The sequence below is a fragment of the Leucobacter chromiireducens subsp. solipictus genome, from assembly GCF_016758195.1.
In the GTDB taxonomy this organism is placed as follows: domain Bacteria; phylum Actinomycetota; class Actinomycetes; order Actinomycetales; family Microbacteriaceae; genus Leucobacter; species Leucobacter solipictus.
The window spans coordinates 590,074-604,804 of sequence record NZ_QYAC01000001.1 but is presented as its reverse complement, the minus strand read 5'-3'; the positions used below and the strand labels follow the sequence as shown (position 1 = coordinate 604,804).

13 protein-coding genes and 1 other RNA gene are annotated in these 14,731 nt (G+C 73.2%); 12 read left to right on the top strand and 2 right to left on the bottom strand.

The features are described 5' to 3' along the window. The first annotated feature begins 31 nt into the window (after positions 1–31). The 6 genes from smpB (at position 32) to D3230_RS02780 (ending at position 5,460) form a co-directional block, all read left to right on the top strand. The gene (gene smpB / locus D3230_RS02805) at positions 32–508 is read left to right on the top strand and encodes an SsrA-binding protein SmpB (protein WP_202343465.1); all 477 of its coding nucleotides are present in this window, start codon (positions 32–34) and stop codon (positions 506–508) included. Between the two features lie 4 nt (positions 509–512). Further along, positions 513–1,103: a TetR family transcriptional regulator gene (locus tag D3230_RS02800; RefSeq protein ID WP_202343464.1), complete on the top strand. Its 591-nt coding sequence runs from the start codon at positions 513–515 to the stop codon at positions 1,101–1,103. A gap of 158 nt (positions 1,104–1,261) precedes the next feature. Next, positions 1,262–1,633: a transfer-messenger RNA gene (gene ssrA / locus D3230_RS02795) on the top strand. A gap of 148 nt (positions 1,634–1,781) precedes the next feature. Continuing rightward, complete coding sequence (locus tag D3230_RS02790; protein ID WP_202343463.1) at positions 1,782–2,396, top strand: TetR/AcrR family transcriptional regulator; 615 nt, start codon at positions 1,782–1,784, stop codon at positions 2,394–2,396. Positions 2,397–2,482: 86 nt separating this feature from the next. Then, on the top strand, positions 2,483–3,799 hold the full coding sequence (locus D3230_RS02785; RefSeq protein ID WP_202343462.1) for an MFS transporter: 1,317 nt from the start codon (positions 2,483–2,485) through the stop codon (positions 3,797–3,799). Continuing rightward, on the top strand, positions 3,796–5,460 hold the full coding sequence (locus D3230_RS02780; protein WP_202343461.1) for an amidohydrolase: 1,665 nt from the start codon (positions 3,796–3,798) through the stop codon (positions 5,458–5,460). Before D3230_RS02785 ends, D3230_RS02780 begins: the two co-directional genes overlap by 4 nt. Before the next feature lie 15 nt (positions 5,461–5,475). Here the strand turns inward: D3230_RS02780 and D3230_RS02775 are convergent, their stop codons facing one another. Then, complete coding sequence (locus D3230_RS02775) at positions 5,476–6,705, bottom strand: glutamyl-tRNA reductase (RefSeq protein ID WP_202343460.1); 1,230 nt, start codon at positions 6,703–6,705, stop codon at positions 5,476–5,478. A gap of 110 nt (positions 6,706–6,815) precedes the next feature. Between D3230_RS02775 and hemE the strand changes: the two genes are divergently transcribed. The 6 genes from hemE to D3230_RS02745 are packed head-to-tail and all read left to right on the top strand — an operon-like array spanning position 6,816 to position 13,499. Next, entirely contained in the window at positions 6,816–7,958 is a 1,143-nt protein-coding gene (gene hemE / locus D3230_RS02770; RefSeq protein ID WP_202343459.1) for a uroporphyrinogen decarboxylase, read from the top strand. Beyond that, the gene (locus D3230_RS02765; protein ID WP_202343458.1) at positions 7,948–9,411 is read left to right on the top strand and encodes a protoporphyrinogen/coproporphyrinogen oxidase; all 1,464 of its coding nucleotides are present in this window, start codon (positions 7,948–7,950) and stop codon (positions 9,409–9,411) included. The genes hemE and D3230_RS02765 overlap by 11 nt, the downstream gene beginning before the upstream one ends. Positions 9,412–9,416: 5 nt before the next feature. Beyond that, complete coding sequence (hemC, locus tag D3230_RS02760; protein ID WP_202343457.1) at positions 9,417–10,418, top strand: hydroxymethylbilane synthase; 1,002 nt, start codon at positions 9,417–9,419, stop codon at positions 10,416–10,418. 5 nt (positions 10,419–10,423) lie between these two features. Then, positions 10,424–11,197 carry a uroporphyrinogen-III synthase gene (locus tag D3230_RS02755; RefSeq protein WP_237466856.1) on the top strand — a complete coding sequence of 258 codons (774 nt, stop codon included), beginning with the start codon at positions 10,424–10,426 and terminating at the stop codon, positions 11,195–11,197. Continuing rightward, entirely contained in the window at positions 11,194–12,171 is a 978-nt protein-coding gene (gene hemB / locus D3230_RS02750) for a porphobilinogen synthase (RefSeq protein ID WP_202343455.1), read from the top strand. The genes D3230_RS02755 and hemB overlap by 4 nt, the downstream gene beginning before the upstream one ends. After that, a complete protein-coding gene (locus D3230_RS02745; RefSeq protein ID WP_202343454.1) occupies positions 12,168–13,499 on the top strand; it encodes a glutamate-1-semialdehyde 2,1-aminomutase in 1,332 nt (443 codons plus the stop codon). Before hemB ends, D3230_RS02745 begins: the two co-directional genes overlap by 4 nt. Positions 13,500–13,708: 209 nt before the next feature. On the opposite strand, the gene D3230_RS02740 is transcribed toward D3230_RS02745, so the two are convergent. Then, a complete protein-coding gene (locus D3230_RS02740; protein ID WP_202343453.1) occupies positions 13,709–14,653 on the bottom strand; it encodes an arginase family protein in 945 nt (314 codons plus the stop codon). Positions 14,654–14,731 lie beyond the last annotated feature (78 nt).

Below are 14,731 nucleotides of genomic sequence, written 5' to 3'. Positions count from 1 at the left end.
CCGCCCGACCCCGTCCCGAGAGGATGTGACCATGCCCAAGGAAACCGGCGAGAAGCTGATTGCCTCCAACAAGAAGGCTCGGCATGAGTATCACATCATCGATACCTACGAGGCGGGGATGGTGCTCACCGGCAGCGAGGTGAAGTCGCTCCGGATGGGGCGGGCATCGCTCGTGGACGGGTACGTGTTCATCGAGAACGGGGAGGCGTGGCTCGACGCCGCCTATATCCCCGAGTACCTCAACGGTTCCTGGACCAACCACCGGCCCCGGCGCAAGCGGAAGCTGCTGCTGCACCGGCAGCAGATCGACAAGCTGTACCAGAAGACCCGCGAGGGCGGCATGACGATCGTGCCGCTGCGGCTCTACTTCCTCGACGGGCGCGCCAAGGTCGAGATCGCGCTTGCCAAGGGCAAGAAGGAATACGACAAGCGGCAGACGCTGCGCGAGAAGCAGGACGCGCGCGAGGCCGAGCGCGCCATGCGCCAGCGCAACCGCACGGGGGAGTGACCCCGTGAGCCGGGTGCGGAAAGCCCCGGAGGAGCGGCGTGCCGAGATCCTCGAGTCCGCGGCGCAGACCGCCCTCGACGCCGGCCTGGAGCGGATCACCCTGCGGGAGATCGCCGAGCGTCTCGGGGTGCGACCGGGGCTGATCAGCCACTACTTTCCGGCCGTCGACGAGCTCGTCGCCGAGGCGTTTGCGCGGGCGGTGTCCGGGGAGCGCGACCGCCTGTTTGTGGCGACCGGGACGCCCCGGGAGCGGCTCGCGGCATTTGTGGCGCGCGTCGAGAGTGCCGAGGCGCGAGTGCTCGGGCGGCTGTGGCTGAACGCGCGCCATTTGGCCCGCTTCCAGCCCCGCCTCGCCGATGCGATCGCGCAGCAGGAGGCACTGGATGAGGATCGGCTGAGTGCGCTGATCGCGGCCGGGGTGGCGGCGGGCGAGTTTATCGCGGCGGCGCCGCGTGACGCCGCGATCCGGATCTGGATGGCGGTGGACGGGCTCGGGGCGTATGCGAACAGCCCGGCGGTGCGTTCCGAGCCCGCGTATGCGGGGTTCGTCGCGGACGCCTGCCGGTGGACTCTCGGGCTCGATCGTCCGCTGTGAGCGGACCGTTCCGGGCTCCGGCGCCTGGCACGGTGGCGGCCCGGGTGCTAGAATGAGTGTTCCGGCTTCGGCCGGTCGGATCCGGTGTGAACCGGAGTGATAATTCCAGAGCGCGCAATGTGAATGCCTCGCTGTGTACCGGGTATCCGGTGCATTCAGGGGCCGATCGGTTTCGACACGTCGGTTTGAGACTGTGAGAAGCGGGTCGAGGACGCGAAGTTATCTCGTTAACGCCCTTCGCAAACCAATAGGTGCCACTTCTAAGCGCACCGACTTCGCTCTCGCTGCCTAAGCACGAGACCGAGTCCGTCAGGCCGGGTGTGCCTCCGCCCCGGTTCCTGGCGTCATTTAGGGGGCTTGCTCGTACGTCGCGCCTCAGGGCGTGCGGGGACTTTTTCTGAGGCTGGGCCTGTCGCACTAGGTGTTCGTGGCAAAGAGCGAGGCCGAGTAGAACGCTAACACGAACTACACCCGTAGAAGGCATGGAATCGTCGAAGTGGACCGGGGTTCAATTCCCCGCGGCTCCACCAGCTTTCATATTGCGCGCACTGGCAGCAGGTGCCCCGAGCTCAGATCGAGCTCGGGGCATTTTTTGTGCCTCGGTGAATCGAATGCCGCTCGGTTTGCAAACCGAATGCCGCTCGGTTATGGTGAGATCACCCTTCCGATTGGACAGCAATGGCGCGACCACACACCCCCATCCTCAGCGAGGCGCGGATCCTCGACGCCGTGCGGCGGCTCGCCCGCGACGGCGACTTCACCCTCGCCCAGCTCGCGCGCGAGCTCGACGTGCGAGTCTCCTCGATCTACCATCACGTCCCGTCCAAGGCCGCGATCGTCCACCTGCTGCGCCGCGATTGGATCCTGCGGCTGCGGACCGAGCTCGGAGACAGTGCCGGGCGCGAGCGGCTCTCGCGGATCGTCCACTCCTACGCCGAGTTCGCCGGGGAGATCCCGGCACTCGTGCCCGTCCTGATCACCGAGCCGTTCCAAGATGACGAACTGCGGTGGCTGTACGAGGACCTGGCGCGCACCCTGCACTCGCTGGGCGTTCCGGACACGCGGATCCTGCCCCTCATCGGCACGATCGACGCCATCGTGATCGGCGCGGCGTTCGACCTGCTCGCACCACCGTTCCAGGCCAGCGAGGTGTCGCCGGAGGCTCACCCGCGGCTCGCAGCCGCGCTCGGCACGGTGCCCGAGGACCTCGACCGCCGCGAGCACCTGCACAGCACGCTCGACGACTTGCTCGCGGGCCTGCTCCGTCACACCCCCGGCCACGCGTCCGCCTGAATCAACGCACCATCCACGCCGCACCACCACAGCATCACCTCGCATTTCCTATCCCGGTAGCCCCCAACGAAGAGGAACTTCCTGATATGACTCGACCCCTCGGCACGGGCGGGCGCGCGGGCGCGCCCGCGATGACCGCGCTCATCACCACCTGGGTGTTTGCGCTGCTCCCCGCAAACCTCGTCCCCTCGATCATCGAAAAGCTCGTGTATCAGCTCGGCGTCTCGGTCACCACCGCCGGGCTCGTCGCCACCGGGATGACCCTCGCGAACGCCGCGGCGGTCCTCGGCTCGCGCCGGATCGTGCAGCGTGGCGATCGCGTGCGTGTGGCCCGCATCGGCCTCGCCATCATGATGCTGGCCTTTGGTGCCGGTGCCCTCTGGCCGGTCGCCGGGGTCAGCATGACCGCGCTCATCGCGGGCGGCGTCGGCTCCGGTCTCGTCATCTCCGCCGCGACGGCCGCGGTGTCCGCCACCCCGGATCCGGATCGCGCCACCAGCCTCGTGATGATCGTGAACCGCTTTCTCGTTGCGGTCGCGTTCCTCACGATTCCGCTCGTCGGCGGCGGTGTCCGCGAACTGTTCCTGATTCTTGCGATCCCCGGGATCATCGGCTTCATCGGTGCGCAGTGGCTGCCGCGCCTCCCCGAGGACACCGCGATGGTGTCCGTGGTGGGCACCGCCGCTGCTGCGGCCTCTGCGGGAGACGCCGCCCCGCCCGCCCCGGCGAGCGTGCGCGCCGAGCACGACGCGCACGCGGCGAGCACCGCCGGCGCACACGTCACCGCCCCGGCGCGCCGCACGCGCCGGATCGGCTGGTTGCTCGCCCTCGGCTTCGGGGCGTGGTCCATCACCGATGACGGCGTCTACGGCCTGGTAGGCGTCATCGTGGGGGAGAGCGACATGCCCGTCTCCGACAGTTTCGTGCCGATGATCTTCGCACTGTCCGTGTTCTGCGGCCTGGGCGGCGCGCTCATCGCCCCGTTCCTGCACCGCTGGTTCGGGCGGACCGCAACCCTGTGCGCGCTGCTCGCGGTGAGCGCCCTGGCAAAGCTGGGCCTCATCGTGCTCGCCACCCCGGTGATGTATGCGGTCTCGAGCGCCGTGTGGGGCTTCGTGTTCGGCGCGATGCTGCCACTGATCTTCGGCCTCGCCGCCTCGCTCTCCCGCGATGGTGGGGTCAGCGTGCTCGTCAACGGCGTGTACGTGATCGGGGTGGCCCTCGGTCCCTTCGTCGCCACGCAGCTGTTCGATCGCTTCGGCACCCCGGTCCTCGCCACCGTGATGACGACACTCGCGGTCGTGACCGGTGCCCTCATCGTGTACGCCTCGCGGTTCGCGGAGCGCAGCCGGTCTCGCACCTCGAACCACTCGAATCCTCAGACGAACGGAGTCTCCGCATGACCCGCACCCTCATCACCCGCGCCACCGCCTTCCTGCGCGGTGGCCCCGTCGCCGACCGCGGGATCCTCATCGCCGACGGCGTGATCGCGGCGATCGGCGACAGCGCGCGCATCGCGGCCCTCCCGGAGGCCCACGGCGCGCACCACATCGACGCAGCGGGCGGGCTCCTGCACGCGAGCTTCGCCGACGCGCACGTCCACACGGTGTTCGGTGGCGTGGAACTCGGGCGGCTCGAACTGAGCGAGAGCACCGGTGCCGCGGACACGCTCGCCCGGATCGCCGCCTACGCCGCGGCGCACCCCGGCGAGTGGATCCTGGGCGGCGGCTGGAGCATGGCGCATTTCCCGGGCGGTGCCCCGAGTCGGGAGGAGCTCGACCGTGTGGTGCCCGATCGGCCCGTGTTCCTCGTGAACGCCGACCACCACGGGGCGTGGGCGAACTCCCGCGCGTTTGCGCTCGCCGGGATCGACGCGGCGACGCCGGATCCGGACGACGGGCGCTTCGAGCGGCACGCCGACGGCACCCCGAGCGGAACGATGCACGAGGGCGCGCAGGAGCTGTTCGCGCACGTCCTCCCGCCCACCACCGTGGCGGAGTGCCGCGCCGGACTGCTGCGCGGCCAGGAACTGCTGCACGGCTACGGGGTGACCGCGTGGCAGGAAGCGATCCTCGGCGAGTACGCGGGCTACCCCGATGTGACCGAGGCATATCTGGCGGAAATGGCCACCGGGATCGACGCCGACGTGTCGGGCGCGCTCTGGGTGGTGCGGGATCTCTCGAACCCGGAATCGCCGGTCGACGCCGACGCGATCGTTGCCGACTTTGAGCGCCGGCGGGCCGCTGCTGCGGCGCGTGGCTTCCGCGCGGACACCGCGAAGATCATGGTCGACGGGGTGGCGGAGAACCTGACCGCGGCGATGACGGAGCCCTATGTGGACGGCTGCGATTGCGCCGGCGGGGAAGCGAATCGCGGCCTGGCATACTTCAGCGCGGAGGATCTCGCCGAGCTTGTTCCCCAGCTCAATGCCCGGGGCTTCCACGCTCACTTCCACGCGATCGGGGACCGGGCGACGCGCATCGCGCTCGACGCCGTCGCCGCGGTCCCGGCCGCGGACCGGGCGGGGATCCGCAACCACATCGCGCACCTGCAGGTCGTGGACCCGGTCGAGCTGCCGCGCTTCGCGGAGCTGGGCGTGACGGCGAACTGCCAGGCGCTCTGGGCCGTGCTCGAGCAGCAGATGGTCGAGCTCACGCTCCCCGTGCTGGGCGAGGAGCGGGCGGGGTGGCAGTACCCCTTCGCGTCGCTGGAGCGCGCCGGGGCCGCCCTCGCGTTCGGCTCGGACTGGTCAGTGTCGACGCCGGACCCCTGGCAGGCGATCCACGTCGCCGTGAACCGCCGGGCACCGGGGGAGCCGGATGCGGAACCGCTGCTGCCGGCGGAGGCACTGAGCCTCGAAGCCGCGCTCACCGGCTACACGCGCGGCTCGCACGAGCTGCTCGGGACCCCGGGCGGGGCGGGGCGTTTGGAGGCCGGCGCGGTGGCGGATCTCGCGCTGACCGACCGCGATCCGTTCGCGGGGCCGGCGTCGGAGATCTGGCGCACGCGGAACGTGCTCACCCTGCGTCGCGGCCGGATCGTGGCGGACCGGCGGGGCGCCTAGCGCGCAGCCGGGCGGCTACGCCTCGACGCCGAACAGGGTGCGGGCCGCGGCCTGGGCCTCCGCGGCCCGGCCTTCGCGGGCGAGCGCCCGCAGCCGGGTCGTGGGCTCGTGCAAGAGCCGACCGGTGAAGCGGCGCAGCGCGGCCTCCACGTCCTCGGTCTGGGGTGTGGCGGTCCCGCGCCGCGCGCGGCACAGCTCGTCCTCGAGGATCGAGAGCACGTGCCCGCGCAGGTTCGCGAGGGTCGGCCCGATGATGCGCTCGGCCTGGTTGGTGGTGAACTCGGCGGCCGCGGCGTCGACGAGAATGTGCGCCTCGTCCTCCGCGCTGAGCTCGGGCACCGCGGCGTGAACCGAGATCGTCTCGATGTCGAGAAGCTCAACCCCCGGGATGTCCGCGACGGCTGCGTCGATGTTTCGCGGCATCCCGAGGTCGAGCACGAGGCGGGTCCGGTCGGCGGGCGCGGCGAAGTCCGCGGCGTCGAGGAGGGGATCCTGCGTCGCACTGCACGCGATGATCAGCTCGGAGCTCGCGAGGGCCGCCGGCAGCTCGTCCGCGTGCAGCGGCTCGAGTGCGTGGGACGCGGCGAAGGCCGCAGCGCGGCCCGAGGGGGAGTGGACCCGGATCCGCTGCACCCCGCGATCCCGCAGTGCTGCCACGGTCGCGCCGGCGTAGGCCCCGGTGCCGACGAGGAGGACGGTGGCGTCCTGCCAGTCCGGGATCCGGCGCTCCGCGAGCACGAGCGCGAGCCGCACGAGCGACTGGCCCGCCGAGCGCAGGCCCGTGCGTTCCCGCACGGCGCGAGACGTGCGCGTGGCGCTCTGAAAGAGGCGTTCGAGGCCGTCGGTGACCGTCTGTTCCGTGCGTGCGCGGGTGTGGGCCCGGCGCACCTGGCCCGCGATCTCCTCCTCGCCGAGCGCCGCGGATTCGAGCCCGCTCGTCACCGCAAACAGGTGCCGGGCGGCATCGGAACCGGCGGAGACCTCCGCGGCCGCGGTGAGCTCCCCGAGCGGGATGTCGGTCGCCTCCGCGAGCTTGCGGAGCGCGGCCTCGCCGAACGCGCGCTCGTCCGTCTCGGGGAGCTGCGCGGCGTCGAGGTACAGCTCGAAGCGGTTGCACGTCGAGAGCACCACCGATCCCGGACCCCAGGAGCGGAACTGCCGCGCGACGGAGTCTGCGTGCCGGGTGGCCGCCTCAAGGAGCGGAAACGCCGCGGCGCGGTGGTGGAGGGAGATGCACAACAGCATGTGGTGGGGAGGCTTCCTGGTCGAATCGGAGGCGGTCCGCGGGGGACATCAGCATCGTAGCTGACACATCTGATCTTTCACATCAGATGTGTGCGGTAGCATCACATCCGATGAACGAGACTACCGCCCCCCGCGCTTCCGAAATTGAGAATGCCCTGCCAGGGAACGTCCTGCCCGCCGAGCACCCGCTCGTCGACGGACGCACCACGGCCGCGCCGCTGATCCGTGCACTTCGCGGCGACCGGCCGGACACCACGCCGGTGTGGTTCATGCGCCAGGCGGGTCGCTCGCTGCCCGAGTATCGCGAGATCCGCGCGCACACGCGCATGCTCGACGCCTGCCTCGACCCGGAACTCGCGAGCGAGATCACGCTGCAACCGGTACGCCGCCACGGCGTGGACGCGGCCGTGTTCTTCAGCGACATCGTGGTGCCGCCGCTGCTCGCCGGCGTGGACGTCGACCTGGTCGCGGGCCGGGGCCCGGTCTTCGCGGAGCCCGTGCGCACCGCCGCCGACGTGGCGCGCTGCCGCGCGGAGTTCACCCCGGAGCGGCTCCGCGCGGCACTCGAACCCGTGCGCGAGGCCGTGCGCCGCACGGTGAGCGCTCTCGGGACGACCCCGCTGATCGGCTTCGCGGGTGCCCCGTTCACGCTCGCCGCGTACCTCGTGGAGGGGGGCCCCTCCCGCGATCATCTCCGGGCGCGAACGCTGATGCGCTCGGATCCGGACACCTGGCGAGAGCTGCTGGATTGGGTCGCCGAGCTCAGCGGCGTGTTCCTGGAAGCGCAGGTCGAGGCCGGGGCGAGCGCCGTGCAGCTGTTCGACTCGTGGGCCGGATCATTGAGCGTCGCGGACTACCGGGCGCACGTCGCGCCCGCCTCCCGGCGCACCCTGGATGCGGCGCAGGGGATCGGCGGAGGTACCGCGCCGACGGTGCCCACGATCCACTTTGCGGTCGGATCCGGCCACCTCATCGAGGAAACCGCGCAGCTCGGCACCTCGGCGCTCGGGATCGACTGGCGCACCCCGCTCGACGAGGCCTCGCGCCGCCTCGGCGACCGGGTGCCGGTGCAGGGCAATCTGGATCCCGCCGTGCTCGGTGCCCCCGCGGCGGTGCTGGAGGCCGCGGTGGCCGACGTGATCGCGCGCGGATCGCGCGCGCCCGGGCACGTCCTCAACCTCGGCCACGGGGTGCCGCCCGACGCGGATCCCGCCGTGCTCACCCGGATCGTCGAACTCGCGCATGCCTCCTGAGCCCCCGGAATCCGGTGCCGTGCGCGCCCACGTCGCGATCGTGGGAGGCGGCGTCGCCGGCCTCGTCGTGGCGCGGGACCTCGCGCGCGCGGGCCTCCGCGTCACGCTGCGCGAGGCGGCAGCCCGGCTCGGTGGGCGCGTGCGTGCGACGGAGATCGCGGGCGTCCGCGTCGAGATCGGCGCGGAAGCGTTCGCCACCCGCGGCGGTGCGGTCGCGGAACTGATCACCGAGCTCGGGCTGGCGGATCGCGTCATCGCGCCCGCCCCGCTCGGGTCCTGGCTCGTGGCCGGGGTCGACGGCAGCGCCGTGCCGCTGCCGCCGGCCGGGGCGATGGGCATCCCTGCCGCGCCGCTCGGCCGGGCCGCCCGGCGCGCGCTCGGGGTGTCGGGCGCGATCCGCGCGGCGGTCGAACCGCTCCTGCCACGGCGGATCGGATCCGGGAGCGAGACGCTCGCTGACCTCGTCCGGGCGCGCATGGGGGCGCGGGTGCTGGATCGGCTGGTCCGACCCGTGACGCTCGGCGTCGCCGCGACGGAGCCGGAACGCATGCCGCTCGCGAATCTCACCGAGCTGGCCGCCGCCCGCGCCCGGACTGGCTCGCTGACGGGGGCCGCCCGCCGACTCCGGGACAGCGCCGCGGCCGCCGGCGGTGCCGTGCTCGGGCTCCGCGGCGGGATGTCGGCGCTCGTCGATGCCCTGGCGGCGGCCTGCCGCGAGCTCGGCGTCGCGATCGAGCTCGAGGCACCCGTCACGGGCGTGACCCCCAGGCCGACCGGCGGGCTCGCGCTTCACGGTGGGGCGTCCGAGCTCCACGCCGACGCCGTGGTGCTCGCGCTTCCCGAGGGCCCGATCCGACAGCTGCTGACGGCGGACACCCCCGAGGCGGCGGTGAGCACCCCCGTCGAGGTGCTCGCGCTCGTGCTCGATGCCGGCCACGCCGCGCTCGCGCCCCTCGCCCACGCTCCGCGCGGCACCGGGGCGCTCGTCTCGGGGCCCGCAGCCGGTTCCGCAGCCGGTTCCGCGGCGGCTTCCGCGGCGGTGCCACCGATCGCGGCGAAGGCGCTCACCCACGTCAGCCGGAAATGGCCGGGGGCCGTCCCGCCCGGGCGTGAGGTGATCCGGCTCTCCTACGGACGCGCCGGGGCACCCCCGGTCACGGCCGCTCTCGACGACGCCGCCGCACTCGCGCTCGCCCTGCAGGACGCCGCCCGCATCCTCGGTACCCCGGTGCCGGCCGACGCCGTGCGCGGCTTCGGCCGCCAGGCCTGGGACATGCCGCTCCGGGGCACACGTCTGCCCCCGGAGTTCCCGAGCGGGGTGCACCTGCTTGGCGACTGGCGCACCGGTGCCGGCTTCGCCGCGCTCGTCCCCGCCGCGCGCCAGCTCGCGCGGAGCGTCGCACTGAGCCTCCCCACGCCTCCCACCACCCACCCCCTCACAGAACAGGCATAACGTTCATGCTGCACCCACAGACCCCCGCCGGCCGCGTCTTCCGAGCGGCCGGACCGATCCATGCCCGCGCGGGGCTCTTGCGGATCGGGACCCGGGGCAGCCGGCTCGCGCTCGCGCAGACCACCACGGTCGCGGAGACCGTCGCCGCCGCGACCGGCTGCGACGTGGCCCTCGTGGTCATCACCACCCACGGCGACGTCTCACGCGAATCGCTGTCACAGCTCGGCGGCACCGGGGTGTTTGTGAGCGCCCTGCGCGAGGCGCTGCTCGCGGGGGAGTGCGACCTCGCCGTGCACTCGTTGAAGGACCTGCCGACGGGCCCGTGCGCGGGGATCGCGACGGGCGCCATCCCCGAGCGCGCGGACGCCCGCGACGCGCTCTGCGCCCGCGACGGCCTCGGGCTCGCCGACCTCCCCGCCGGCGCGCACGTCGGGACCGGCTCACCGCGCCGAGCCGCGCAGCTGAGCGCAGCCCGACCCGATCTCCGGGTGCACGATCTCCGCGGCAACGTCGATACCCGCCTGGGGCGGGTCGGCTCTGACCTGGACGCCGTGGTGCTCGCCGCGGCGGGCCTCGATCGCTCCGGGCTGAGCGCCGCCATCACCGAGCGATTCCCACTCGACACGGTTCCGACCGCGCCCGGGCAAGGGGCCCTGGGCATCGAGTGCCGCGCCGCCGACGTTGCGGACGAACCCTACGCTGCCGCGTTCGCCGCGCTCGACGACCCGGAGACGCACGCGTGCGCGGTGGCGGAGCGGACGCTCCTCGCGACGCTCGAGGCGGGCTGCGCGGCCCCGGTCGGTGCGAGCGCCGCGCTGCACGACGGGCGGCTGACGCTCCGCGCGGTCGTGTACCGGCTCGATGGCGCGGAGCAGCTGACCGTCGAACTCGCGGCGGACTGGGCGGCCGGGGACACGCACACCCCGCTCGTGCTCGGACGCGAGGCCGCCCGAGACCTGCTCGACCGGGGGGCCGCCGAACTCGCCCCCCTCGGCGGTGCGCGGTGAGCGATATGCTCGCGGGGTGCCGGATTCTCGTGCCCCGGGACGGCGACGCCGCTATGCGTGCCGAAGCGGAGATCCGTGCCCGGGGCGGCGTGTCCGTCCGCGTGCCCCTCATCGCGACGGTGCCGCCCGCCGATCCGGACGCCTTCGCCGCGGCCATCGCCGCATGGAACGCCGGGGAGTTCGACTGGCTCGCGGTGACCAGCGCCGCGGGTGCTGCCGCGGTGATCGCGGCCGGGGCACACCCGGGCCGGATCGCCGCCGTCGGCCCGGCCACGGTCGCGGCGCTCGCGACGGGCGGACTCACCGCCACGCTGCGGCCCGACCACGAGTTCACGGGTGCCGCGCTCGGCGCCGCGCTCGGTGCGGAGTTGCGGAGCGCGCCCGCCGCCCCGAGGCGCGTCCTCCTCGCCCTCGCGGAGGGGGCGGGCACCGACCTGGAGCGCGCGCTCGGCGACGCGGGGCACCTCGTGACCCGCGTCGCCGCGTACCGCACCGTCCCAGCGCCGCGCGATCCCGCGCGTGACCGGGTCGTCGACGACGTCGACGCGATCCTGGTCACGAGCGGGTCCGTCGCGCGCGAGGTGGCCGTCCGCTTCCTGCCCCTGCCCGCCGGCCTGCGCCTCGTCGCGATCGGCCCGCCCACGGCCCGGGTGCTTGCCGAGCTCGGGCTCACGCCCGACGTCGTCGCCGAGCGCCACACGATCGCGGGCATGCTCGACGCACTCGCCGCCGCCCGCCCCCACAGCATCCCGCCACACCACACAGGAGAACCCGCATGAGCTTCCACCCCGCGATCCGGCCCCGCCGGCTGCGCCGCACCCCGGCGCTGCGCCGCCTCGCCGCCGAAACCCGGCTGCACCCGGCCGAACTGATCCTCCCCGCCTTTGTGCGGGAAGGGCTCACCGAACCCCGAGCCATCGCCGCGATGCCCGGGGTGCAGCAGCACTCGCTCGACTCGCTCCGCCGCGCCGCCGCTGAGGCCGCCGAGGCCGGCGTCGGCGGTGTCATGCTCTTCGGGATCCCCGAAACGCGGGACGCGGTGGGGTCCGCCGCCGACGACCCGGACGGGATCCTGAACGTCGCCACCCGCGCGGTGGCCGCGGAGGTCGGCGACGCGCTCGTGGTGCAGACCGATCTGTGCCTCGATGAGTTCACCGACCACGGCCACTGCGGCGTGCTCGATGCCGCAGGTGAAGTTGCCAACGACGCCACGCTCGAGCGCTACGCGGCGATGGCGATCGCGCAGGCCGAGGCGGGCTCCGCGCTGCTCGGCCTGTCCGGGATGATGGACGGCCAGGTCGCCGCGGTGCGCGCTGCACTCGACGCGGCGGGGCACGCGGACACCGCCGTGCTCGCCTATTCCGCGAAGTACGCGTCCGCCTTCTACGGGCCGTTCCGTGAGGCGGTCGACTCGCAGCTCACCGGGAACCGCCGGGGCTACCAGCAGGATCCGGCGAACCGCCGCGAGGGGGTGCGCGAGGCGGAACTCGACATCGCCGAGGGGGCGGACGTCGTCATGGTGAAGCCCGCGATGAGCTTCCTCGACGTGCTCTCCGACGTCGCCCAGATCAGCCCGGTGCCCGTGTGGGCCTACCAGGTGTCGGGGGAGGCCGCCATGATCGAGGCCGCCGCCGCGAACGGCTGGATCGACCGCCGCGCCGCGATCCTCGAATCCGTGACCGGGATCAAGCGGGCGGGGGCCGATGCGATCCTGAGCTACTACGCCGTCGAGCTCGCGGGGTGGCTGCGATGAGCGCGACCCCGCAGAGCGCGGCGCTCGCCACGCGCGCCGCCAACGTGATTCCGGGCGGTGTGAACTCGCCCGTGCGCGCCTACGGTGCCGTCGGCGGCACGCCGCGCTTCGTGACCTCGGGTTCCGGGGCGCTTGTGACCGACGTCGACGGGAACGAGTACGTCGACCTGGTCGCCTCGTGGGGCCCCGCGCTCCTCGGCCACGCCCACCCTGCCGTGGTCGAGGCCGTGCAGGCCGCCGCCGCGCGCGGCCTCGGATTCGGTGCCTCGGTGCCCGAGGAGGCCGAGCTGGCCGAGGAGATCGTGCGCCGCGTGCAGCTCGTCGAGCGCGTGCGCCTGGTGTCGACGGGCACCGAAGCCACCATGACCGCGATCCGGCTCGCCCGCGGCGCGACCGGGCGGCCGCTCATCGTGAAGTTCGCCGGGCACTACCACGGCCACTCCGACGGGCTGCTCGCCGAGGCCGGGTCCGGGCTTGCCACGCTCGCGCTGCCGGGATCCGCCGGGGTGACCGCCGAAACCGCGGCGCAAACCCTCGTGCTGCCCTACAACGACCTGCCCGCCCTCGAAGCGGCGTTCGCCGAACACGGTGCGCGGATTGCGGGCGTCATCGCCGAGGCCGCCGCCTGCAACATGGGGGTGCTCCCGCCGGAGCCCGGGTTTACCCGGGGCATGATCGAGCTCGCGCACCGGCACGGCGCACTCGTGATCCTCGACGAGGTGCTGACCGGGTTCCGGGCGGGGCCCTCCGGGTACTGGGGTCTGCAGTCGGCCGGGAGCACCGGGGAGGAGCTTCCCGCGGGGGTCGCGCCGGATCTCGTCACCTTCGGGAAGGTCGTCGGCGGCGGCCTGCCGCTCGCCGCGCTCGGCGGGCGGCGGGATCTGATGGAGTTGCTGGCACCGCTCGGCCCCGTCTATCAGGCGGGCACCCTCTCCGGAAACCCGCTTGCAGTCGCGGCCGGGCTCACCACGCTCCGGCACGCGGACGCGGCGGCGTACGCGCGGCTCGCCGGTGCCGCGGACACGCTCGCGCTTGCCGTGTCTGAGGCGCTCACCGCGGCCGGGGTCGCCCACCGCATCGGGCGCGCGGGCACCCTGTTCAGCGTCGTGTTCGGTGACTTCGCCGAGGCGCCGCGCAGCTACGCCGACATGCAACGCCAGGAGGTGTTACGCCACCGCGCGTTCTTCCACGCGATGCTTGAGGGCGGGGTGAACCTGCCGCCCAGCGCGTTCGAGGCCTGGTTCGTCACCGCGGCCCACGACGACGCGGCGCTCGAGCGGATCGCCGCGGTGCTCCCGGCTGCGGCGGCGGCCGCCGCGCGGGCGTAGCCTGCCTGCCTGCCTGCCTGCCTGCCTGCCTGCCTGCCTGCCTGCCTGCCTGCCTGCCTGCCTGCCTGCCTGCCTGTCACGTTTCACGAGGAGATCCTGCGCCCGCGTCGGGTATTCGGGGAAAAATCTCCGCGATTTTCGTGAATCTCCGTGGTGTTCGTGACCGGCGGCGTGGCTGGGGCGCGCAGACAGCCAGACAGGCGGGCCGGCTAGCGGCCGAGGCGGTGGGCGAGGCCGGCCGCGCACTCCAGCACGAGGAGCGCGGCGAGGCGCACCGTGCGGGCGTCGGGCGCGTCGGCCGTGGCGTCGACCTCCGCAATGTCGACGCCACGCACGCGCGCATCGGCGGCGAACGCGCGTGCGAAACGCCGCAGCTCGTGCGCCTGGATACCGCCGGGGATCGAGGCCGGGCACCCGGGGGCTACGCTGCGGTCGCACACGTCAACGTCGAGGTCCACGTGGATCGGCCCGCCTCCCGCCCCGGCGATGTCGAGTGCCTCCGCGGCGACCTCGGCGATGCTGCGCTCGAAGAGCTCGTCCCGGTGGATGACGGTGATCCCGAGCTCCTTCGCCCGCTCACGGTAGGCGCGCGAGTTCGCGAAGTCCGCGATGCCGATCTGCACGATCCGGCGCGGGTGCAGTCCGGCCTCGACGAGGCGGCGCACGGGGGAGCCGTTGCTGCGCCCGTCGCGCAGGTCGTGGTGGGCGTCGAGAGTGATGAGGCCGGCGTCGGCGAGCCGCTCGCCCGCGACGCCGAGCGCGGCGGGCACGGTGAGCGCGTTGTCGCCGCCGAGCGCCACGACGAGCTCGGCGCGGGCGGCGACCGACGCGACCCGGGTCGTCGCGGCGACCTCGCCGGCGACGGTGTCGGGATCGCTCACGTCCCCGGCGTCCGCGATGCGAAGGGCCTCGTCGAGCACCAGCTCGGCTTCCGTGCCGCGCGCCCCGGGGATCCCGGACGCGACGATGTGGCTGGAGTAGCGGCGCAGCGCCTCGCGCACCGCGGCGGGGGTGAGGTGCGCGTTCGTCGGGGACAGCGAGGTCGCCGAGGTGGGAATACCGATGAGGGCGAGATCCACCTCGCTCTGGTCGAGTGCGGGCCAGGCTCCTGTGCGCGGCCAGGACGGATCGTGGGAGAGGGCAACGGTGCTCATACCCCGACGCTAGCAAGCACGGACTCCATCCGCCGAGTGCGGAGACCAGCCGCGTCTGGGATCCCAGACGGTTGCGGC

Excerpts from the sequence above, each read along its gene's own strand:
- smpB (WP_202343465.1), top strand. The coding sequence starts at position 32 with ATGCCCAAGGAAACCGGCGAGAAGCTGATTGCCTCCAACAAGAAGGCT.
- D3230_RS02790 (WP_202343463.1), top strand. The coding sequence starts at position 1,782 with ATGGCGCGACCACACACCCCCATCCTCAGCGAGGCGCGGATCCTCGAC.
- D3230_RS02785 (WP_202343462.1), top strand. The coding sequence starts at position 2,483 with ATGACTCGACCCCTCGGCACGGGCGGGCGCGCGGGCGCGCCCGCGATG.
- D3230_RS02780 (WP_202343461.1), top strand. The coding sequence starts at position 3,796 with ATGACCCGCACCCTCATCACCCGCGCCACCGCCTTCCTGCGCGGTGGC.
- D3230_RS02775 (WP_202343460.1), bottom strand. The coding sequence starts at position 6,705 with ATGCTGTTGTGCATCTCCCTCCACCACCGCGCCGCGGCGTTTCCGCTC.
- hemE (WP_202343459.1), top strand. The coding sequence starts at position 6,816 with ATGAACGAGACTACCGCCCCCCGCGCTTCCGAAATTGAGAATGCCCTG.
- D3230_RS02765 (WP_202343458.1), top strand. The coding sequence starts at position 7,948 with ATGCCTCCTGAGCCCCCGGAATCCGGTGCCGTGCGCGCCCACGTCGCG.
- hemC (WP_202343457.1), top strand. The coding sequence starts at position 9,417 with ATGCTGCACCCACAGACCCCCGCCGGCCGCGTCTTCCGAGCGGCCGGA.
- D3230_RS02755 (WP_237466856.1), top strand. The coding sequence starts at position 10,424 with ATGCTCGCGGGGTGCCGGATTCTCGTGCCCCGGGACGGCGACGCCGCT.
- hemB (WP_202343455.1), top strand. The coding sequence starts at position 11,194 with ATGAGCTTCCACCCCGCGATCCGGCCCCGCCGGCTGCGCCGCACCCCG.
- D3230_RS02745 (WP_202343454.1), top strand. The coding sequence starts at position 12,168 with ATGAGCGCGACCCCGCAGAGCGCGGCGCTCGCCACGCGCGCCGCCAAC.
- D3230_RS02740 (WP_202343453.1), bottom strand. The coding sequence starts at position 14,653 with ATGAGCACCGTTGCCCTCTCCCACGATCCGTCCTGGCCGCGCACAGGA.